Source organism: Bacillus sp. WC2507 (assembly GCF_052656125.1).
This window is the reverse complement of record NZ_JBQXPN010000001.1, coordinates 3,268,681-3,289,587: the sequence shown is the minus strand read 5'-3', so window position 1 is coordinate 3,289,587 and position 20,907 is coordinate 3,268,681. Positions and strand designations below refer to the sequence as shown.

At 33.3% G+C, this 20,907-nt stretch carries 20 protein-coding genes; 17 read left to right on the top strand and 3 right to left on the bottom strand.

The genetic code is table 11. The annotated features are described in order from the left end of the window. Positions 1-15 precede the first annotated feature (15 nt). Positions 16-849, top strand: coding sequence for a DUF3974 domain-containing protein (locus tag ACUN28_RS17485; protein WP_016087874.1), 834 nt, complete (start codon positions 16-18; stop codon positions 847-849). Between the two features lie 56 nt (positions 850-905). Here ACUN28_RS17485 and ACUN28_RS17480 read toward each other — a convergent pair whose 3' ends face one another. Beyond that, positions 906-2,465, bottom strand: coding sequence for a glycoside hydrolase family 10 protein (locus tag ACUN28_RS17480; RefSeq protein ID WP_016087873.1), 1,560 nt, complete (start codon positions 2,463-2,465; stop codon positions 906-908). Positions 2,466-2,691: 226 nt separating this feature from the next. On the opposite strand from ACUN28_RS17480, the gene ACUN28_RS17475 reads away from it, so the two are divergent. The 10 genes from ACUN28_RS17475 (at position 2,692) to ACUN28_RS17430 (ending at position 12,260) form a co-directional block, all read left to right on the top strand. Then, a complete protein-coding gene (locus ACUN28_RS17475; RefSeq protein WP_016087872.1) occupies positions 2,692-2,997 on the top strand; it encodes a PTS sugar transporter subunit IIB in 306 nt (101 codons plus the stop codon). A gap of 11 nt (positions 2,998-3,008) precedes the next feature. Beyond that, the gene (locus tag ACUN28_RS17470) at positions 3,009-4,292 is read left to right on the top strand and encodes a PTS sugar transporter subunit IIC (RefSeq protein ID WP_016087871.1); all 1,284 of its coding nucleotides are present in this window, start codon (positions 3,009-3,011) and stop codon (positions 4,290-4,292) included. Between the two features lie 77 nt (positions 4,293-4,369). Further along, positions 4,370-4,636, top strand: coding sequence for a hypothetical protein (locus ACUN28_RS17465; RefSeq protein WP_016087870.1), 267 nt, complete (start codon positions 4,370-4,372; stop codon positions 4,634-4,636). Positions 4,637-4,658: 22 nt separating this feature from the next. Beyond that, on the top strand, positions 4,659-5,810 hold the full coding sequence (anmK, locus tag ACUN28_RS17460; protein WP_016087869.1) for an anhydro-N-acetylmuramic acid kinase AnmK: 1,152 nt from the start codon (positions 4,659-4,661) through the stop codon (positions 5,808-5,810). An 18-nt stretch (positions 5,811-5,828) separates the two neighbouring features. Next, positions 5,829-6,722 (top strand): BadF/BadG/BcrA/BcrD ATPase family protein, encoded by an 894-nt coding sequence (locus ACUN28_RS17455; protein WP_016087868.1) that lies wholly within the window; start codon positions 5,829-5,831, stop codon positions 6,720-6,722. 140 nt (positions 6,723-6,862) lie between these two features. Continuing rightward, positions 6,863-7,411 (top strand): glycerol-3-phosphate 1-O-acyltransferase PlsY, encoded by a 549-nt coding sequence (plsY, locus tag ACUN28_RS17450; RefSeq protein WP_016087867.1) that lies wholly within the window; start codon positions 6,863-6,865, stop codon positions 7,409-7,411. A 69-nt stretch (positions 7,412-7,480) separates the two neighbouring features. After that, a complete protein-coding gene (locus tag ACUN28_RS17445) occupies positions 7,481-9,064 on the top strand; it encodes an aminotransferase class V-fold PLP-dependent enzyme (protein WP_016136689.1) in 1,584 nt (527 codons plus the stop codon). A gap of 106 nt (positions 9,065-9,170) precedes the next feature. After that, positions 9,171-10,172 (top strand): bifunctional threonine ammonia-lyase/L-serine ammonia-lyase TdcB, encoded by a 1,002-nt coding sequence (gene tdcB, locus ACUN28_RS17440; RefSeq protein WP_016134499.1) that lies wholly within the window; start codon positions 9,171-9,173, stop codon positions 10,170-10,172. A gap of 241 nt (positions 10,173-10,413) precedes the next feature. Beyond that, positions 10,414-10,884, top strand: coding sequence for a MarR family transcriptional regulator (locus tag ACUN28_RS17435; protein WP_001030891.1), 471 nt, complete (start codon positions 10,414-10,416; stop codon positions 10,882-10,884). 140 nt (positions 10,885-11,024) lie between these two features. Beyond that, the gene (locus tag ACUN28_RS17430; RefSeq protein WP_000021815.1) at positions 11,025-12,260 is read left to right on the top strand and encodes an MFS transporter; all 1,236 of its coding nucleotides are present in this window, start codon (positions 11,025-11,027) and stop codon (positions 12,258-12,260) included. A gap of 274 nt (positions 12,261-12,534) precedes the next feature. Here the strand turns inward: ACUN28_RS17430 and ACUN28_RS17425 are convergent, their stop codons facing one another. Further along, positions 12,535-12,864, bottom strand: coding sequence for a YkvA family protein (locus ACUN28_RS17425; protein WP_000415085.1), 330 nt, complete (start codon positions 12,862-12,864; stop codon positions 12,535-12,537). Positions 12,865-13,109: 245 nt separating this feature from the next. Here ACUN28_RS17425 and ACUN28_RS17420 point away from each other — a divergent pair, with 245 nt between their 5' ends. Then, complete coding sequence (locus tag ACUN28_RS17420) at positions 13,110-13,799, top strand: MBL fold metallo-hydrolase (RefSeq protein ID WP_016087863.1); 690 nt, start codon at positions 13,110-13,112, stop codon at positions 13,797-13,799. 38 nt (positions 13,800-13,837) lie between these two features. Here the strand turns inward: ACUN28_RS17420 and ACUN28_RS17415 are convergent, their stop codons facing one another. Then, positions 13,838-14,629: a hypothetical protein gene (locus ACUN28_RS17415; protein WP_033660069.1), complete on the bottom strand. Its 792-nt coding sequence runs from the start codon at positions 14,627-14,629 to the stop codon at positions 13,838-13,840. A gap of 29 nt (positions 14,630-14,658) precedes the next feature. On the opposite strand from ACUN28_RS17415, the gene ACUN28_RS17410 reads away from it, so the two are divergent. From ACUN28_RS17410 to ACUN28_RS17390, 5 genes are all read left to right on the top strand, one after another. Further along, the gene (locus ACUN28_RS17410) at positions 14,659-14,928 is read left to right on the top strand and encodes a hypothetical protein (RefSeq protein ID WP_016087861.1); all 270 of its coding nucleotides are present in this window, start codon (positions 14,659-14,661) and stop codon (positions 14,926-14,928) included. A gap of 74 nt (positions 14,929-15,002) precedes the next feature. Then, positions 15,003-16,367, top strand: a complete 1,365-nt coding sequence (locus tag ACUN28_RS17405; RefSeq protein ID WP_016087860.1) for a DEAD/DEAH box helicase — start codon at positions 15,003-15,005, stop codon at positions 16,365-16,367. Positions 16,368-16,616: 249 nt separating this feature from the next. After that, a complete protein-coding gene (locus ACUN28_RS17400) occupies positions 16,617-17,252 on the top strand; it encodes a TetR/AcrR family transcriptional regulator (protein WP_016087859.1) in 636 nt (211 codons plus the stop codon). Between the two features lie 61 nt (positions 17,253-17,313). After that, complete coding sequence (locus ACUN28_RS17395; RefSeq protein ID WP_016087858.1) at positions 17,314-18,561, top strand: MFS transporter; 1,248 nt, start codon at positions 17,314-17,316, stop codon at positions 18,559-18,561. 6 nt (positions 18,562-18,567) lie between these two features. Next, positions 18,568-20,907 carry an ABC transporter permease gene (locus ACUN28_RS17390; RefSeq protein WP_016087857.1) on the top strand — a complete coding sequence of 780 codons (2,340 nt, stop codon included), beginning with the start codon at positions 18,568-18,570 and terminating at the stop codon, positions 20,905-20,907.

The following is a 20,907-nucleotide window of genomic DNA, read 5'->3' as shown; positions in this document are numbered from 1 at the left end:
AGAGGAGGTGAAAAAATGAGTTTCATTCAAACCGTATTAGTACTATTGGGTACATTACTTTTAATCGCATTTACTGTCGTTGTTTTAGTTGTATATTTCGGACGCAAACTGTTTTTTTCATGGACGAAACCATATAAAAGGGCACACGATTCTTTAGATAAGTTATCGAATAAATCTTTGCCGTTTCTACAAGAATTTACACAACATCCACTCTTTTATCGCTGGATTCGTACGGAAGGAAAGAAAGAACAATATACATTAAACACGCTTTTCTGTGCATCGGGTCAACGTACGAGAGAGCAAGTATTTTCAATGTTACCGAAAGAAAAACAGAAAAAAGTACATGTAATGGCAAAAACAACGAAAAAACTTACAAATGAAGATATTGATGTAGCGGCGATGAAAGTAAAAGATTTTTTAAGACAAGAAACGCAGCAAACAGTAAAACCGACAGACTTATCGTTTTACAAATTGTATTTTTATGATCGATATCCAGATGCATTAAATACAATTCAAGCGTATAAACGCTCAATAAATCCTGCATTACAACGAACGGTTGATGATATTACAATTTCAGTATTAAATGCCTTACCGTATTATCAAGAGCAGCGTATGTTTGAACAACAACATAAACTTGAAACGTTTTTAATGAAAGATTTAACAGCGATGCTATCTTTAGTCGTACAATTACCACCTTCACAACGACCAGAAAAAGAAGAAGAATTAAAAATCTACTTGCAAAATTTCCAAAAAGAAATGGAAGTAGTCGAGCGAGATATTCGTGATTCGATTGATCACGATTTGAATGTGAAGATGAGGGCAGCGACTGAAAAGTTTAAGAATAAATAAAAAAAGTGCCTTAAAGCTATAGTTCTTAGCTTTTAAGGCGCTTTTTTTATTAGATGTTATTTTGCTTTAACTGTAGTTTTACTAGATGCAACACTTTCATTATGCAATCGATCAACTGCAGTTACTACATACGTATACGTTTCTCCAGAAATAGCTGTTTTATCTACATAAATTTCTCCGAGTTTTGTTTTTCTTACAGTAGTAAGTAGATTTTTTGGGTTTTGTATATCTACTTCATTTTTTCCATTGACACGGTAAATTGCGTAATAAGCAGAGTCATTCTCTCTATCATCAATGATACCTATAGCAATACCTTCATCTCTTGGAATGGCACCTTTTAAAGTCGGTTGTTTTGGGGGATCATGATCAAGCCAAGGCATAGGCGGGATTAATGCGGGATGTTTATATATGTCTTTGGAGAGTCTATCTTTAACTCCTAGTGGATTGTTATTCATATCTTTTAAGCTAAAATGCATACTACCTTTTATCTCAGGATATAACCGGTTTAATGCAATTTGTCTTGGATATTCTTCCGGATCAGACCAAGCGGGGACAGAATTATTATTAATTTTATAGGCCGCCTGACCGATGTATAGGTGAATCGGTTTATTATTTGTTTCTTTTACCCACCAATCTACTAATATGTCATATGCAGCTGGTGTGAAACCAATATTCCAATAAATTTGCGGTGTAATGTAGTCAATATATCCTTTTTGTATCCATTCACGTGTATCGGCATAAAGGTCATCATAGTTTCTTTGACCTGCAGTTGTGTTAGAGCCAGTTGGATCGTCAGCTATATTTCGCCATACGCCGAACGGACTTATACCAAACTTTACGTATGATTTTTCTTGTTTTATAGCTGTATTTAAACCTTTTACAAGTTCATTTACATTGTCACGTCGCCAATCTTCTATATTAGTAAATCTACTGTTATTATATGCTTCGTACGTTTTTTGATCGGGGAATTGTTCACCCGCTACTTTATATGGATAAAAATAATCATCCATATGCAGCCCGTCAATGTCATAATTTTGAACAATTTCTAAAGCACCTTCTGTTATAAACTTTTTCACTTCTGGAATACCAGGGTTGTAATATAATTTCCCGCCATAAGGTACAACCCAATCCGGATGCTGTTTTGCAGGGTGATTATCCGATAATCGATTTATATCAGTGTGATTCATCGTTATTCGATATGGATTAATCCATGCGTGGAATTCTATATTTCTTTTATGTGCTTCTTCAATCATAAATGCGAGTGGATCATATCCAGGGGCTTTTCCTTGTGTCCCCGTAATGTATTCAGACCAAGGACCGTAATTGGAAGGATAAAAAGCATCAGCGGTTGGTTTAATTTGTACAACCACTGCATTCATACCTGTGCTTTTTACATCGTCTAGCAATCTTATAAATTCTTGTTTCTGCTTTTCGATAGGCAAGCCAGTTTTTGAGGGCCAATCAATATTAAGAACTGATGCAATCCATACAGCGCGTAATTCATGCTTTTTGTACGTAGTATTTACTTCAGCATAAGTAGAGTAAGGGGAAATGAAAGAGAAAGGAATAAAAAAGATGACGATACAACATATCATTAATAAACGTTTAACGATCATTTATACGCCTCCCTATTATATCGTTAACTAATATGATATCCGAGGTGAGGTTGTTCTTACAATTGAGAAAAATACATATTGAAACATTAATTTAATAGGGGGAATATTTTTAGTGAAATTTACTTTCATCATAACTAAATTCTTTCACAACTTCATATGCTTGTTAGTAAAGTGAAACTTCCTTTCATTCGAAGGGGATAAATTATAAGTATAGGAGGATTAATAAATGAAGGTTTTATTCGTTTGTTCTGGAGGGATGTCCAGCGCAATTGTTGTAAACGCTTTAAAAAAAGAGGCGGAGAAAAAAGGTATGAACATGGAAGTCCATGCAATTGGAACAAGTGAGGTAGAGGAAGAAGTAAAGAATGGTTGGGATGTTGTAATGGTTGCACCTCAAGTAAGACATCGATTTGACTCTGTAAAAAAATTTGCAGAAGAGGAATCTATTCCATGCGGTATCATACCGCCGCAAGCATATACGCCGCTTGGTGGATCGACTTTATTAAAAACTGTAAATGATTTAATTAGTTAGGGGGAAGTGTTATGAATAAGTTTGTCACGTTTCTTGATAAAAACTTATCTGGACCGATGGCAAGGCTTTCTGAGCAAAGGCATTTACAAGCAATCCGTGATGGAGTTATTTCAGCTTTGCCATTTATTATTGTAGGAAGTTTCTTTTTAATCGTAGCATTTCCACCTTTACCGAAAGATAGTTTCATATCCGTTTGGGCATTAAAGAATCAAACCAGTATATTAATACCATATCGTTTAACGATGTTTATTATGTCTTTATATATAGCATTTGGAATAGGGTATAATTTAGCGAAAAGTTATAAGCTAGATGCTTTATCAGGAGCACAGCTTGCAGTATGTTCATTACTATTAACATTAACGCCTGAATTAATTGATAAAAAAGGGTTTATGCTTCCGATGACAAATCTCGGTGGTCATGGATTATTCGTGACGATGATTGTTTCTATTTTATCAGTTGAGATTTTAAGATTTTGTAAGACGAAAAATGTAATGATTAAAATGCGAGAACAAGTACCGCCGTCTGTTTCACGTTCGTTTGAAGCACTTATACCTGCTGCATTCGTTATTATTTTAATGAGTTTAGTAACTGTCGTTTTTAGTATTGATTTACATCATGTAGTTGATAAATTAGCGGCACCGTTAGTAAAAGCTGGTGATAGTTACTTCGGTGTAATCATTCCAGTATTTTTAATTACATTTTTTTGGTCATTCGGAATTCATGGTGTGTCAGTTGTTGGAACTGTTGCCCGGCCATTATGGGAAGTATATTTAGGGAAAAATGGTGAAGCAGTTGCTAGTGGCGCAAATCAGTTACCATTCATTTCACCAGAACCATTATACCAATGGTTTATATGGATTGGTGGTTCTGGTGCGACGTTAGGGCTTGTATTAGCTATGATTGTATTTGGTCGATCAAAATATTCGAAGGCATTATCAAGAACTTGTATTGTGCCTGGTATTTTTAATATTAATGAACCTGTTATTTTTGGATTGCCAATTGTACTAAACCCAATATTAATTATCCCATTTATCATTACACCACTAGTAACAGCAACTATTGCATACTCAGCAACTGCGATGGGGTTTGTTACACCAACACATATAATGCCTCCATGGACATTACCAGCTCCAATTGGTGCATATTTAGCAACAGGTGGGGATTGGAGAGCGATTGTACTCGTATTTATAAACATAACAATATCATTCCTTATTTATTTACCATTCTTTAAAATGTACGACAAAAACATGCTTGAAATTGAGAAAAATGGTGATGGAGAATCTGTTAATCCGTAAGTTTTATATTTTATTTTGAGTGATAGGCATGTTGTCTATCACTTCTTTCACATGAAGTTCAGAGAGGGTGAAATGGAATGAATATAAAATTTAGTTATAAAGGTGTATCTTTATTATTATTTGGAGTGATATGTGCAAATTTACTTTTTGTACCTTTATTAAGAATGCTACATTTATCACAAATGCATAGTATATGGCTCGTTACAAGCATTGCGGCAAGTATTTTGCTTACAGTAGTTGTTTCTTTCATTGATGGATCGTTCACATCGAAAGTTCAGTTGTTTTTTAGATTCATATTATTTTCGATCGGTTGTACGTTTGTAACTTACATGATTGTTTTTTAGTAAATAGGAGGTCATGCATGTTATGTATATTGTAGGCATAATGTCAGGTACATCGTTAGACGGTATAGATCTAGCACTCGTTCATATAGAAGGGAGTGGTGTAGAGTCTAAGGTCAAACTTATCCATTTTACTACTGTTCCATTTTGTAATGATACAAAAAATGAAATACAACAATCGTTATCAATAGAAAATTCAAATGTCCAACTCATATGTAGTTTAAATTTCAAGCTCGGTTTATGTTTTGCCAATGCTGTAAAGGAAGTTTGTAAAGAGGCCAATTTTTCTTTGAAACAATTAGATTTAATAGGTTCTCACGGACAAACGATTTATCATCAGCCAAAGCAATATGGTAATTTGATTCCTTCCACATTGCAAATTGGAGAACCAGCAGTTATAGCATATGAAACGAACACTACGGTTATCTCTAATTTTCGAACGATGGATATGGCAGCAGGGGGACAAGGTGCACCACTTGTACCATATTCAGAGATTATTTTGTATCGTCATCCAACTAAAAATAGACTACTACAAAATATTGGCGGGATCGGTAATGTAACAGTAATACCAAATCACCGAAGTGATAAGAGCGTAATAGCTTTTGATACTGGTCCAGGCAATATGATAATTGATGAAGTATGTCAAAGGTTATTTCAGTTGCCATATGATCAAAATGGTAAGATTGCAAAACAGGGAGTAGTTGTAGATGAAATTTTGACATATTGTATGAACCATTCATTTTTGACAATGAATCCACCAAAATCAACTGGTAGAGAACAGTTTGGAGAAGAATTTGTAAGTGAGTTATTGAAGCGGTTTGAAAAGCATAGTAAAGAAAATATATTGACGACTGTCACAATGTTTACAGCAAGATCGATTGTTCATCATTATCAGGAGTTTATTCTGCCGTATTATGAAATCGATGAGGTGATTTTAGGTGGTGGTGGCAGTTATAATTGTACACTTGTTGAAATGATACGGTATGGATTGAAGGAAGAAAAGTGCGCAATATTCATTCAAGAAGATATAGGCTATTCTTCAGAGGCGAAAGAAGCAATCGCCTTTGCAATTTTAGCAAACGAAACACATCATTGTAATCCGAGTAATGTGCCAAGTGCAACAGGTGCAAAGCAATCTGTAGTTTTAGGGAATATCACATTCCCTCCAATAAGATGATGAAAATGAGGCGAACATATGAAGTATATGATTGGAGTAGACGGCGGGGGAACAAAGACAGAAGCAATTGCATTTGATAAAGATGGAAACGAACTTGTAAGAGCTACAAGTGGATTTGGAAACATATTAATAGATTTTGAAGAAGCACTTTTTCATATTATGGAAGCGATTGATCAATGCCAGAAAGGTTTATTAAATGGGAATTGCGTTTGTGTTTGTTTAGGATTAGCGGGTGCAAGTGGAGCAAATACAAATGAATTAACATTTCGTCTAAAAAAGAAGTACGGAACACAAATTGAAGTTTATAATGACGCAATGATTGCACATGCAGCGGCTTTAAAAGGGAAGGAGGGAATTTTAACGATTGGTGGTACAGGTGCGATTTGTCTAGGAAAGAAGGGAGAAGTGTACGGGTATAGCGGTGGATGGGGACATATTTTAGGAGATGAAGGAAGCGGATATTGGATTGCATTACAAGGTTTAAAGAGAATGGCAAATCAATTTGATCAAGGAGTTCCACTTCGCCCATTAAGCTTAAGTATTCAAGACGAGTTTCAACTTTTGACACCGTCTCATATAAAAAGTCTAGTATATATTTCTTCAAAAGATAAAGTGGCAGCAATTGCACCATTCATTATTGAGAAAGCGAGAAATGGGAATGATGATGCACATGAAATTATGATGCAAACTGGAAAGGAATTAGCTAGGATTACAGTAAATGTTTATAACAAGCTGAAATTTAAGCACCCAACTTCAATTGCAGTAAGTGGCAGCATATTGTGTTTCGTTCCTGAAATATATGCTGAATTTAAGAAAGGCTGTGAGAAGAGTATAGGAGAAGTTACATTTTTATCACAATCAGAACCAGCTGCGAAAGGAGCATATTATTTAATGAAGAATATATATTTTTAAAAATAGTTGTATGTGAATTTTTGTATGATTTGTAAAAAAATGATGTTAAAATATACGAAGGGATCTAAAGCAAGAAAAGTACAATATACATAGTCATTGAATATTGTATAAGTACTCCCATGTAGAAAGTGAATGATTACATGATTAATAGTATGCAGTTTTTGTATTTGGTGGCTTCTTATTTATTTGGAAACATATTGACCGCTTATATAGTAACAAAATGGAGACATAACGTTGATATTCGGGATGAAGGAAGTGGGAATCCTGGCGCAAGAAATATGGGGCGCGTATATGGAAAAGGGTATTTCGTCGCTACATTTTTAGGTGATGCAATTAAAGGGGCAATCGTAGTTTCTATTGCAAAATACCTTTTTGAAGATTCTACTTTTGTAATGTTAGCTTTACTAGCTGTTTTACTTGGACATATTTACCCAATTGTATTTAAAGGCAAGGGCGGAAAAGGCATTTCAACATTTATTGGAGGATTAATCGCATTTGATTATTTGATAGCGCTTACTCTTGTTGCTGTTTTCATTATATTTTATTTAATCTTTAAAGGATTTACTAAGCCAGGGTTAATTACAATTGCTTGTTTACCAATTTGCATAATTTTGTATTCTTACTCTATTGTTACGACTATTTTAAGTGCTCTTATAATTGTACTTATTTTATATGTAAATCGAGAATGAAATGAACTTTTAATAAGTGGAGTTAATCTCCACTTATAATTTTTATTAAATGCATAAAGGAGATAGAACATGGGGTTAATTTACAAGGTTGCTGATCAAGATTGGGAATTTGAAAGTATACATAAATTGAATTATAAAACATTTGTAGAAGAAATTCCGCAACATGAAGAAACGAAAGAGCGTGTTCGTATAGATCGTTTTCATGAAGAAAATACATATTTAATTTGTTTAGATGACGATAAGTTAGTCGGTATGGTCGCATTGCGGGGAAAACGACCATTCTCGTTAGATTATAAAATTTCAAATCTAGATTTTTATTTGCAAGAACATGGAGAAAACGTATATGAAATTCGTTTGCTTTCAGTAGAACGTGAATATCGAAATGGAAGAGCGTTGTTAGGTTTAATTCGCTTTTTACATCGTTATTTGCTTCTAAATGGATATGAATTGGCACTCATTTCTGCTACAACACGTGAGCTACCTTTATATGAGCAAATGGGATTCAAAACTTTCCATAAGTTAGTTGGTACAGAAGAAGCAGCCTTCCAGCCAATGTATGTTACCCCCGCTATGTTTGAAGAGTCGAGTGTTGGAGGGATTATGACGAAAGAATATACGTTTTTACCTGGTCCAGTAGATATTGAAGAGAATGTTCGAAAGGCATTTTCTACTAAGCCTATTTCGCATCGTTCTAAGTCATTTCAAGTAACAATTGAAAATGTGAAAAAACGTTTACTGCAAATGACAAAAGCAAAACGTGTGCAAATCATGTTAGGAACAGGGACGTTATCAAATGATGCCATTGCTTTACATTTGCGTTCTTTAAAAGGGAAAGGACTCGTATTAACAAATGGGGAATTTGGAAATAGATTAGTTGGACACGCAGCACGCGCGCAATTACATTTTGATACGTATAAAAAAGAAATGGGAGAACCGTTTATTTATACAGAATTAGAAAAAATAATGAAAACTGGAAATTATGAATGGCTTTGGTTTGTTCACCATGAAACATCAACCGGAATGTTAAATGATTTAGACGAACTAAATGTTTTCTGTGAAAAGTATAAAGTGAAACTATGTGTAGATTGTATCAGTTCAATTGGAGCGATACCGATAGATTTAAAGGGTGTATATTTTGCAAGTGGTGTTAGTGGAAAAGCAATTAAATCGTTTACTGGATTATCTTTCGTTTTTCATAATCATAATGTGAAAGTAAACGAGACATTACCAGCCTATATGGACATTGGCATGTACGGAGAAAATGAAAGTATTCCATATTCTCATTCATGGAATTTAATTTATGCATTGCAGGAAGCGTTGAAGAAATTTGAAGATGAAAAAGCATTTGTAAAAATAAATGAGACATATGATTATATGGAAGAAGTTATTACCACTATGGGTTTAAACCTTGTTTCACCTAAAGAACATGCTGCGCCAATTATACTTACTATTCAATTAAACGAAGGTCTTTCTTCTAAAGTAGTAGGTGATGCGTTAGCGTTACAAGGATATATTGTCCATTATGAATCAGCGTATTTACAAAAGAATAATTGGATCCAAATTGCATGCCTGAATCATTATAAAGAACGTGATATGAAGAGGATGTTGAATTGTTTGCATTTGTGTACTTTAAAGAATAGCGTATATATATGAGGAATGATTTTTTAACAGGGTTGGTTGCGTATAAAGGAGTAATTGCCTACGAAAACTTAGGAATGAGACAATCAGTAAATTATAAATCATTAGAAGGGGTGTTAGTATGATAACTAAAAAACTACCATTACATATAGCAGACATTAAAAAAGCTCAAAACATTCTAGACAGAAATGCTCGTAAAACTCCATTAGTGAAATCTTTTTATTTGACTAGTAAAACAGGCGGAGAAATTCATTTGAAATTAGAAAATATGCAATTAACGGGTTCTTTTAAATTCCGTGGCGCATTTAATAAAATGTCACAGCTTACAGACGAAGAAAAAGAAAGAGGAGTTATTGCATGTTCAGCAGGTAATCATGCGCAAGGAATTGCTTTATCTGCTCATTTACTCGGTATTAAGAGTAAAATTGTTATGCCGATTTCTGCACCTCAGGCGAAAGTTGATGCAACTAAAGGATATGGATCAGAAGTGGTTTTACATGGTGAAACCTTTGATGATGCGAAGGCAAAATGTGAAGAGATTATTAGGGAAACAGGTGAAACATACTTACATCCATATGATGATGTAGAAGTAATGGCTGGTCAAGGTACAATAGGATTAGATATTCTTGATGATATGTGGGATGTTGATACTGTCATTGTACCAATTGGTGGAGGTGGAATTATTTCTGGTATTGCTGTTGCATTAAAATCTTTTAATCCATCCATTCATATAATTGGTGTCCAAGCAGATAATGTTCATGGAATGAAGGCATCTTATGACAAAGGTACAATTGTAGAACATTATGAGGCACCTACTATAGCAGATGGTTGTGCGGTTAAAATACCAGGCAATTTAACTTTTGAAGTTGTAAAAGAATTAGTAGATGATATTGTCACAGTATCAGAAGGTGAATTAGAAGTAGCGATGAAAGACTTATTACAGCGAGGTAAAGCTGTTGTAGAAGGTGCAGGCGCATTAGCTACTGCTGCTCTACTTGCAGGGAAAGTGGATCCATATATCAAAGGGAAAAAAGTAGTAGCGGTTATATCTGGTGGAAACGTAGACTTACAGCGTATTTCGAGTGTTTGTGAACAGTTTTTTGTAGCGAATGAAGTGAAATAGTATTTTAAAAATATTAATTTTATGAAGTAAGAGCTAAGAGAAATTATCTTAGCTCTTACTTTTTGTCTACTGTGTAGTACAAGTTGTAATATACTTGCATTATTTGTTGTTTCGTGAATTATTTTATTTAATCGTCTATTTTCATAGATAACTCAAATAATTATATCAATATTGTCGAAACGGGAACAGAAATTTAATATAATGGTTTTAATGTATGAATGAGCGGTTAGGAGGATAGGCCATGAATAAGGAAGAACAGGTCATGAACGGTTTCAGGGACTTATATAATAAGATGGTTTGGCTTAATAAGGATAAAATGGAAGAAGGTCTTAAAGGGTTTAAGTCTTCTGAGGTACATTGTATTGAACATATTGAAAACAATGCAGATTCTAACGTGACACAACTTGCAGAGGCTTTTTATGTAACTCGCGGTGCTATAAGTAGGATGACTAAGAAGCTCATAAAAAAAGGCCTTATTGAAAGCTACCAAAAGTCAGAGAATAAAAAAGAGATCTATTTTAGGCTTACTGAACAGGGGAAAGAAATTTATAAAATCCATGAAGACTTGCACAAAGAGTTTCAAGAGCGGGATAAAGTTGTATTTGAGCAAGTAACCGAGGCAGAATTCGACAGTATAATTAGCTTCGTGGAAAAATATAGTAGGCATTTGGATGCAGAAATAAAGAAACAAGGTATACATATTAAGTCGTAATAAATTTAAATAATAAAAAGGTAGCCTTACTCGTATGAGAAGAGGCTACCTTTTTATTATTGTTTTTTGTTGACTAATCAACAAAATGGAGTTATTATTTTGTTGACACAGCAACAAAAAGTTTTGAGGAGAGAAGTTAAATGTCTATATTTAGATCACAAAATGAAAAGGAAACTGAAAAAAACATAGATAAACATGCTTTAATATTCGGGCTTATTTCTGTATTTCTTTGTGGTATAGGGTTCAGTATCATTATGCCTGTAGTGCCATTCTTAGTGCAGCCTTATATAAGTAGTCCGGAAGAACAGGCTCTAGTTGTTACGCTACTGACCTCTGTTTATGCGGTTTGCGTGTTTTTTGCTGCTCCTGCACTCGGGGCTTTAAGCGATAAATATGGTCGTCGTCCATTACTTTTAATATGCCTTTTCGGTTCTGCACTCGGGTACTTAGTTTTTGGTATAGGAGGGGCCTTATGGGTACTATTTGCTGGACGCATAATAGAAGGTATAACAGGCGGGAGTATCAGTACAATTTTCGCATATTTTGCAGATATCATTCCGCCAGAACAGAGAACGAAATACTTTGGATGGGTAAGTGCGGTGGTAGGTGTAGGAACCATCATTGGCCCAACTCTTGGGGGATTACTTGCAAAGTTTGGTCATTCTGTACCTTTATATTTTGGAGCGCTCATAACTTTATTCAATGTATTATATGGGATGAAATATATGCCTGAGAGTCTTGACAAAAATAATAGGTTAAAAGAGATTACTTTTGTAAGGTTAAATCCTTTTGTACAACTTGCAAACATACTTTCTATGAAACACTTAAAATGGTTACTCGTCTCAGCGTTTTTACTTTGGATACCTAACGGATCTTTACAAGCAATTTTCACACAATTTACGATGGATACTTTTAGCTGGAAGCCTGCACTAATCGGACTTATGTTTTCAATTATGGGCTTTCAAGACATCATTTCACAAGCTTTTATAATGCCAAAGCTTGTGGGCAAGCTTAGTGATAAACAAATAGCAATACTTGGGATGGTTTCGGAGATTATTGGCTACAGTTTTATTGCAGCATCTGCTTTGTTTTCCCTATATCCTCTTTTAATCGTTGGGATGTTACTGTTTGGTTTTGGTGACTCGATTTTCGGGCCTTCATTCAATGGGATGCTCTCAAAGTCTGTCGATTCTAGTGAACAAGGAAGGATTCAGGGTGGAAGCCAATCTATTCAAGCTTTGGCAAGAATGATTGGTCCAATTATTGGAGGGCAAATTTATGTATCACTTGGTCATGCCGCACCTGCTTTTATGGGGATGATTCTTATAGTAGTTGCAATAGCAGTTTTGTATAGGGGCACGCATGCAACTGTATAAAATATCTGCACTATTATGGTCTTTCTTTATTTAAGAATGTCTCTATTGGAATCTTTCCTGAATGAATTGTATAACAGATAAATATAAGAACAAATAATAGGGTGTCAGAACTTAGGAACAAGTACTGGCACCCTATTTGTTTACGGCTCGAGAGTTAAGAGAAATTAAGAATGTATTCTGTAATGATCTCATGGTGAAGGTTAAATAGAACTATCAATAATTAAAGTTAGCTTTTTTGAAAGTAAAAAGCTAGGTAAATGACTAAATAGTTTAATTATGCTTGTGCTGAAGTAAATAATGACTCCATTTTTACTTTGCTCTTCTCTCGAATTTCAGCATCCGCATGGCGCATCACATATTTATGCGCTATAGCAATTGCTAAAACATCATCTAATAAGCCGATCCCAATAATAGCAGCTATATCTGGAATGAAATCAATTGTTAATACGTAATAAGATAAAGCGGCTAATATTATGAATTTCGCTTTAGTAGGTAATTCTTTCTTTTTCATTGTGTAGAATAAAATAATACTTTCATATACGCTGGATTTACCGAGGTTTACAGAGCTTTTTTTGAACTTTTTCCAAAGTGTCTGTTTCTCCATATAAACACTCCTTTTACAAAAACATCGATTTTTTAAAAGGATAGACAAAGAAGTAGGGAAATAATCAATTTTATTGTTTTTCTTATTGTATATTCCATAAAAATAGGGAATTACCTGTTCAAAATAATAGAATGTTGGTTATGTAACGACTCACAGTGTTTTGTTACATAGTATATATATTGTAAAATGTATGTGGATGATTTAGTTATTATTATGCATTTTAAAAGCAGTATGGGGGAAGAAAAATGAAAATAATAGAACTACCAATTGAATTCGAATTTAACGGGGTAAGACAATGTATTTATCCAAGTTTAATTATAGTACATAATGAATTAACATTAGTCGATACAGGATATACGAGTTTTTTACCTTTAATTGAAAATGTAATATTAAAACATGGGTATGAGATGAAAAACTTAAAAAATATAATTATTACTCATTATGATGACGATCATATAGGGGCTTTATATGATTTCAAAGTGAAATATCCTCACATTAATATTATTGCTAGTGAAATTGAATCCAACTATATTAATGGCGATTTAAAATCAGAGAGATTAGTTCAAGCAGAAGAAATGTTAGAACGTATGCCAAATGAAGAAAAAGAATTTGGAAAATGGTTTATCCAACAGTTAAAAAATATAAGACATATTTCCGTCGATGAAAAAGTACATGATGGCCAAATGATTTTGAATGATGAATGTCAAATAGTAGCGACCCCAGGACATACTTCGGGGCATATTTCATTATATTTTCCAAATTTAAATTGTGTAATTACAGGGGATGCGGCCGTTCAAGATAATAATGAATTAGTAATAGCTAATCCGAATTTTTGCTTAGATATAGAAAAAGCGGAAGAATCTTTAAAGAGAATTAAAAACCTTAAAGCAGCAAGCTATTATTGCTATCATGGAGGAAAACTTACTATAAAATAATTAAAAAACTAGCTTTCCATTAGAGGGGAGCTAGTTTTTTAATTCATAGTTTCTGCAATTTGAATCAAATCAGTAACATTGTATTTTCTTTTTATGTATAGTTTGTTACCAATTGCAATTGTATATTGAAAACCATTCTTCTGAAAGATAAGTTCATATGCTGAATCAAAATGAGGATTATATAATGCTTTTATATTATTTTTTAAGCTGTAGAACTTAGCTCCCCTATGTACATAGAAGCCTAATTTGTTTTGAACTGGTGAAACAGTGATTTTTAAAATCCCATTCATATCTTCATTGTAGTATTGGAGATCTAAGTAATCGTTATAGATGTACCCTTGAAATTCGTGAATTTCGAACGGGAATTTTGTAGGAGTAAGTATATGTTCCTTACACTTCATTTCATATTCTTTTACAATAGTAGCTTCTTTCAAAAATGGATTGGTTCCATTATAAATTTGATGAATTCGAGATATTTTATTATTTTTTGTTACTATTTCTAAAATGAAACCGATAGTAAATACATCATCAGTGCCTTTGAAATAAGAAAGAAGAATTGTAGTATCTTCTTTGGGAGAGGGTACGATTTTAATTTCATGAATTTTTTTATTTGTTTGGAAAGTAGGTAGTTCAACTCCTTCTGTTACATATGACTTCATTAATTTTTTATCATTTTTGAGTAAAGCATGTTTGAATTCACTGATTACATCTGTTTGAGATTTCGCCATAATAATTGTGGTGGATTGAAAATATAGTAAGAAAATTATGCAAAAAGTCTTTATGAATGTAGTAGTCAATTTTATCACCCTGTAACTATATTTCCGTAACATTGAAATATATATGTATAGGAGGGGAGAAGATGAGTTTATTGTTTGATGTAATTGCAGATATTATTTTATTTTTTCCTCGAAATGATATGAAATTAAAGCATCATATTGCCAAATTAAGCGAATTTGAGTGGTTTCGAAGGTTGCACGAAGATACAAAGTATACAAGACTAATTTGGAGTAATAGAAAAATTAAAAGGTTCATTTTGTCTTCTACTAACATGGAAGCATTAATAAATTCCGAGAAAAAACAAAAAGAATTTGTCCACCTAGTACACGATGAATATAAAAAAAGAAGATAAGAATTTTTTTTATTTTTCATATTTGGCGAAACAAATGGTACAATGGAAGCTAATGTGAAAAATAAGGAAAAGAAGTGGTCTATTTGAAAAAATTTTTAGAATTAGGAATTAGTGAAACTTTTAATCATACATTACGTGAAAATGGAATTACAGAAGCAACACCGATTCAGGAGAAGGCAATTCCTGTTATTATGTCAGGTAAAGATGTTATTGGGCAAGCGAAAACAGGAACGGGTAAAACATTAGCATTCGTGTTACCGATTTTAGAAAAAATCGATCCAGAGTGTAGTGATGTTCAGGCTTTAATTGTTGCACCAACAAGGGAACTAGCCCTGCAAATTACAACTGAAATTAAAAAAATGCTTGTTCAAAGAGAAGATATTAATGTACTAGCGATTTATGGTGGGCAAGATGTAGCACAACAATTGAGAAAGTTAAAAGGTAATACACATATTGTTGTAGCAACACCAGGACGATTATTAGATCACATACGACGTGAAACAATTGATTTAAGTAATATTTCAACGATTGTACTAGATGAAGCAGATCAAATGCTTTATTTCGGTTTCTTATATGATATTGAAGATATTTTAGATGAGACACCTGGTAGTAAACAAACGATGTTATTCTCAGCAACGATGCCAAAAGATATTAAAAAATTGGCGAAGCGTTATATGGATGAGCCACAAATGATTCAAGTACAAAGTGAAGAAGTAACGGTAGATACAATTGAGCAGCGTGTCATTGAGACGACAGATCGTGCAAAGCCAGATGCACTTCGTTTTGTTATGGATCGTGATCAGCCATTTTTAGCAGTTATTTTCTGTCGTACAAAGGTTAGAGCAAGTAAGCTTTATGATAATTTAAAAGGACTAGGTTATAATTGTGCTGAACTTCATGGTGATATACCTCAAGCGAAACGTGAAAGAGTTATGAAGAGTTTCCGCGAAGCTAAAATTCAGTACTTAATCGCAACGGATGTAGCAGCTCGTGGACTTGATGTAGATGGTGTAACGCACGTATTTAACTTTGATATCCCTGAAGATGTAGAAAGTTATATTCACCGCATTGGCCGAACAGGACGTGCAGGTGGATCAGGTCTTGCAATTACATTCGTTGCAGCGAAAGATGAAAAACATTTAGAAGAAATTGAAAAAACGCTTGGTGCACCACTGAAAAGAGAAATAATTGAACAACCGAAGATAAAACGTGTAGATGAAAATGGAAAACCGGTACCAAAGCCAGCTCCAAAGAAATCAGGTCAATATCGTCAAAGAGATAGCCGTGAAGGTTCAAGAAGTGAATCAAGACGTGATTCGAGAAATAGCTCAAGAAGTGATTCAAGAAATAGTTCGAGAAATGATAACAATCGATCATTTAATAAGCCAAGTAATAAAAAAGGTAGTACAAAACAAGGTCAGCAAAGACGTGGCCGTTAAATAGTTATTATTCTAAAAGAGCCGCAAAGCGTTGCGGCTCTTTTTTGTTTTTATACAACAATATAGGAATAAGCGATACTAAGAAGTAATTTCGAAAATTTCATTCACCGTATTGAAAAATGATTTTCAAAATACATAAAGGAAATATAATGTAGTTTGTTGTATATGTACGATAGTAGGAAACTTTTTACTCACTAAACATATAATTAAATTAGACCGACAGTCGGTCTAGTGGGAAGGAGAACGTGAATGCGCATTGTAAAGGAGTATGAGGAGCGTAGAAAGGAAATTTTAGAAACTGCTGAACGTTTGTTTATTACGAAAGGTTATACGAAAACAACAGTAAATGACATTTTAAAAGAGATAGGGATAGCAAAGGGGACGTTTTATCATTACTTTAAGTCGAAAGAGGAAGTAATGGATGAAATTATTATGAGGATTATTAAAGAAGATGTTGCAAAAGCGAAAGTAATCGTCTCTAATCCAAATATCCCAGTATTAGAAAAGTTATTTCGAGTTTTGATGGAGCAATCGCCAAAATCAGGAGATATAAAAGATAAAATGATTGAGCAATTTCATCAACCAAATAATGCAGAAATGCATCAAAAAAGTTTAGTACAATCCATTATTCATTTATCTCCTGTATTAGCAAAAGTTTTAGAGCAAGGAATTGAAGAAGGTATATTTTCTACTCTATACCCGCAGGAAACGATTGAATTATTAATTTCCTCAGCGCAAGTCATATTTGATGATGGGTTATTTCAATGGAAACCGGAAGAAATGATGAGAAGAGCCAAAGCTTATATCAAAATGATGGAAGTATCTGTTGGGGCGAAAGAAGGATCCTTTAATTATATGATGGAGGTTTTAATGAAACAGAAATAATATTTTTCTGTTTGTTTATTATAGACCGACAGTCGGTCTAAATTAAAGGAAGGATGTGATTATGATGTCTATTAGTATACAACCTTCGATGAAAGATTTTTATTTAATGGTTAGTGGGCAAATTATTACTATTTTGGGTTCAACACTTTTACGTTTTGCCCTATCTTTATATGTATTAGATATAACAGGGCGTGCTGATATATTCGCAGGATTATATGCGGTAACGAGTATTCCGTTTTTGCTAGCCCCTCTCGGCGGAGCGATAGCAGATCGTTTCAATCGTCGTAATGTAATGGTTATTTTTGATTTTATAAACGCTGCGATTGTAATAAGCTTTATAGTTTTGTTATTTACTGGATCTGTATCTATTTTATTGATTGGAACAATTATGTTTTTACTAGCAGTCATTGGTGCAATGTACTCACCAGTTGTAATGGCAAGTATTCCGCAATTAGTTCCAGAAAAAAAGTTAGAACAAGCGAACGGTATCGTAAATGGTGTGCAAGCATTATCTAATATAGTTGCTCCTGTATTAGGAGGAATATGGTACGGCATAATTGGTTTGAAAATGCTCGTAATAATAAGCTGTCTTGCTTTCTTTTTATCTGCGATTTTAGAAATGTTTATTAAAATACCTTTTATAAAAAGAGCGCAAGAAAGTCATATCATACCGACAATTGTAAAGGATATGAAAGATGGCTTTGTATACGTTTTAAAACAACCATTTATTTTGAAATCTATGCTTTTAGCCGCATTACTAAATTTAATACTAACACCGCTATTTGTTGTTGGTGCTCCAATTATTCTACGAGTAACAATGGAAAGTAGCCACACGTTATATGGAATCGGAATGGGATTGATCGATTTTGCAACTATTTTAGGTGCGTTATCAATAAGTTTTTTTGCGAAAAAGCTACAGATGAAAACATTGTATTACTGGATGATTTTAATAGCTTTATTAGTAATACCAATGTCACTATCAGTTACGCCATTTATTCTTAATTTAGGAAACTACCCACCATTTATCCTCTTTATACTTTCTTCTATTCTAATTGCAATGATCATGACGATTGTATCCATCTATGTGATTACTGTAGTTCAAAAGAAAACACCAAATGAAAACTTAGGAAAAGTAATGGCAATTATAACAGCTGTATCTCAATGTATGGCACCGATTGGGCAAGTTGTTTATGGTTTTATGTTTGAAGAATTTAGTATGAAAATTTATTTACCTATATTAGCTATTAGTTTCATAATGATATTAATAGCGGTTGTGACGAAGAAAATATTATCGAATGAAGGGAACTAGCTTCATATGATTAGGAGAATATTAAAAAGCGATTTCTCTCAAAAAAAAATGATAATTACCATTTTATTTATGTTTATCATGCTATCGAGTCTTTTAATGGCTAGTGCCTCAAGTAGCGTTTTACAACTATTGAACTCAATGGATCAATTGTTTAAAGTATCAAGCGCACCTCACTTCGTACAAATGCATGCCGGAGAAATAAACCAAAAGTCAATTGATTCATTTGTAGCAAAAACTCCTTTTGTAAAAGAACAGCAAACGGCTGAGATGGTTCAAATAAATGGATCTAACATTTTTATTAAAAAGAAAAATCACGCAGAACATAATAGTGTAATGGACATTAGTTTCGTTAAGCAAAATAGTAAGTTTGATTTTTTATTAGATTTAAATAATAAAGTGGTCGATGTTAGGAAAGGGGAAATAGGTATACCCATTTATTATATGCAAAAATATAATTTGCGTATGGGAGATAAAATATGGGTTGTTAAAAATAATAATGAACTAGAATTTACTATTTCAGCATTTGTTCGTGATGTTCAAATGAATCCATCAATTGTTAGTTCAAAACGGTTTGTAATAAGCAATGAAGATTTCGAAAGAATAAAAAGAAATTTTGGAGAAAGCGAATATCTTATTGAATTCCAGCTAACAGACGTAGATAAAATAAATGAATTTGAAAATTTATACCAGTCATCGAACTTACCCCAAAAAGGTCCCTCTATTACGTATGCACTCTTTAAAACACTCAATTCATTAACAGATGGAATAATAGCCGCCGTACTTATCATAATAAGTGCATTATTAATGTTAATCGCAATGTTATGTATTAGATTTACGATCATTACTTCGATGGAAGAAGATTATCGGGAAATTGGTGTTATGAAAGCTATCGGCATTACAAGTAAAGATATTCAAAAACTATATGTAACAAAATATGTTGTTATTTCAGCTGGTGGATGTATATGTGGATATATACTTTCACTATTTGTTACAAAGATATTCACTTCTAATATCACTCTTTATATGGGGGCGGCAGATAAAAGTATTTTACACAATGTTGTGCCATTAATAATCACAACATTGTTATTTTTAGTCGTTATCCTGTTCTGTCGTATCATTTTGCGGAGTTTTAGGGAGATTACAGCAATAGATGCTTTACGATCAAGAGATAAACTAGGGAAAAGAAAGATTAGAAACTCCTTTTCACTCAATCGATCTAAATTTAAAAATGTAAATATATTTATTGGTATACAAGATGTTATAAAAAGATTTAAGTTATATCGCGTATTAAGTATCGTTTTCATAATAGCCGTACTCATGATTGTTGTACCAGTTAACTTTTTATATACGATTCAGTCACCGAAGTTTGTAAATTATATGGGAACAGGAAAAAGTGATATTCGAATAGATTTACAGCAATCTGAAAATATAGAGAAACGATTTAAGGATGTTATTTCATATTTGCGAAATGATGCAGAAGTAGAAAAATATGCAGCATTTGTAACGAGTACATTTAAAATGGTAAACGCTGATGGTACACATGAAAACTTAAATGTAGAAGTGGGAGATTTCACTAAATTTCCATTAGACTATATTCAAGGTATGGCACCAAAAACTGAAAATGAAATTGCTCTTTCTTATATGAACGCAAATGAATTAAAAAAGAATGTAGGGGATAAAATCATTTTATTTGTAGATGGGAAAGAGAAAACGCTAACTATTAGTGGTATGTATCAAGATGTAACGAATGGTGGGAAAACAGCTAAAGCGAGTTTTTCTTATAATAATGAAAATATATTATGGTATGTAGTAAATGTAGATTTGAAGCCTACTGAGGATTTGCAAGAAAAAGTGAAGGAGTATAAACACAATTTTCATTCAGCAAAAATAACAGATACGGATGATTATTTAATGCAAACTTTAGGAGAGACAATTAAACAATTAAGACTCGTAACTCAAGTGGCAATTTTGATTGCGATATTGATATCAGTTTTAATTACTGCAATGTTTTTTAAAATGTTATTGGCAAAAGACTCCTCCCAAATATTAATAATGAAAAGTATTGGTTTTTCTAGCAAAGATATTCGTATACAGTATATAACACGCTCTATTGTCATTGTATTATTAGGCATTGTGACAGGGACATTTATAGCTGCTACGTTTGGTGAGATGTTAGTAAGTTGGTTGGGCTCATTTATGGGAGCAGCTCATATAAAGTTTGTCGTGAATCCTATCGTTTCTTATGTAATATGTCCAGCTATATTATTTATATCTGTGACAGCAACAACACTTTTCAGTAGTTTTACTATGAAACAGACAAACGATGTAAAGCCAAATGGAGAGTAG

Coding starts and splice junctions, on each gene's coding strand:
- ACUN28_RS17485 (WP_016087874.1), top strand. CDS start 16: ATGAGTTTCATTCAAACCGTATTAGTACTATTGGGTACATTACTTTTA.
- ACUN28_RS17480 (WP_016087873.1), bottom strand. CDS start 2,465: ATGATCGTTAAACGTTTATTAATGATATGTTGTATCGTCATCTTTTTT.
- ACUN28_RS17475 (WP_016087872.1), top strand. CDS start 2,692: ATGAAGGTTTTATTCGTTTGTTCTGGAGGGATGTCCAGCGCAATTGTT.
- ACUN28_RS17470 (WP_016087871.1), top strand. CDS start 3,009: ATGAATAAGTTTGTCACGTTTCTTGATAAAAACTTATCTGGACCGATG.
- ACUN28_RS17465 (WP_016087870.1), top strand. CDS start 4,370: ATGAATATAAAATTTAGTTATAAAGGTGTATCTTTATTATTATTTGGA.
- anmK (WP_016087869.1), top strand. CDS start 4,659: ATGTATATTGTAGGCATAATGTCAGGTACATCGTTAGACGGTATAGAT.
- ACUN28_RS17455 (WP_016087868.1), top strand. CDS start 5,829: ATGAAGTATATGATTGGAGTAGACGGCGGGGGAACAAAGACAGAAGCA.
- plsY (WP_016087867.1), top strand. CDS start 6,863: ATGATTAATAGTATGCAGTTTTTGTATTTGGTGGCTTCTTATTTATTT.
- ACUN28_RS17445 (WP_016136689.1), top strand. CDS start 7,481: ATGGGGTTAATTTACAAGGTTGCTGATCAAGATTGGGAATTTGAAAGT.
- tdcB (WP_016134499.1), top strand. CDS start 9,171: ATGATAACTAAAAAACTACCATTACATATAGCAGACATTAAAAAAGCT.
- ACUN28_RS17435 (WP_001030891.1), top strand. CDS start 10,414: ATGAATAAGGAAGAACAGGTCATGAACGGTTTCAGGGACTTATATAAT.
- ACUN28_RS17430 (WP_000021815.1), top strand. CDS start 11,025: ATGTCTATATTTAGATCACAAAATGAAAAGGAAACTGAAAAAAACATA.
- ACUN28_RS17425 (WP_000415085.1), bottom strand. CDS start 12,864: ATGGAGAAACAGACACTTTGGAAAAAGTTCAAAAAAAGCTCTGTAAAC.
- ACUN28_RS17420 (WP_016087863.1), top strand. CDS start 13,110: ATGAAAATAATAGAACTACCAATTGAATTCGAATTTAACGGGGTAAGA.
- ACUN28_RS17415 (WP_033660069.1), bottom strand. CDS start 14,629: ATGTTACGGAAATATAGTTACAGGGTGATAAAATTGACTACTACATTC.
- ACUN28_RS17410 (WP_016087861.1), top strand. CDS start 14,659: ATGAGTTTATTGTTTGATGTAATTGCAGATATTATTTTATTTTTTCCT.
- ACUN28_RS17400 (WP_016087859.1), top strand. CDS start 16,617: ATGCGCATTGTAAAGGAGTATGAGGAGCGTAGAAAGGAAATTTTAGAA.
- ACUN28_RS17395 (WP_016087858.1), top strand. CDS start 17,314: ATGATGTCTATTAGTATACAACCTTCGATGAAAGATTTTTATTTAATG.
- ACUN28_RS17390 (WP_016087857.1), top strand. CDS start 18,568: ATGATTAGGAGAATATTAAAAAGCGATTTCTCTCAAAAAAAAATGATA.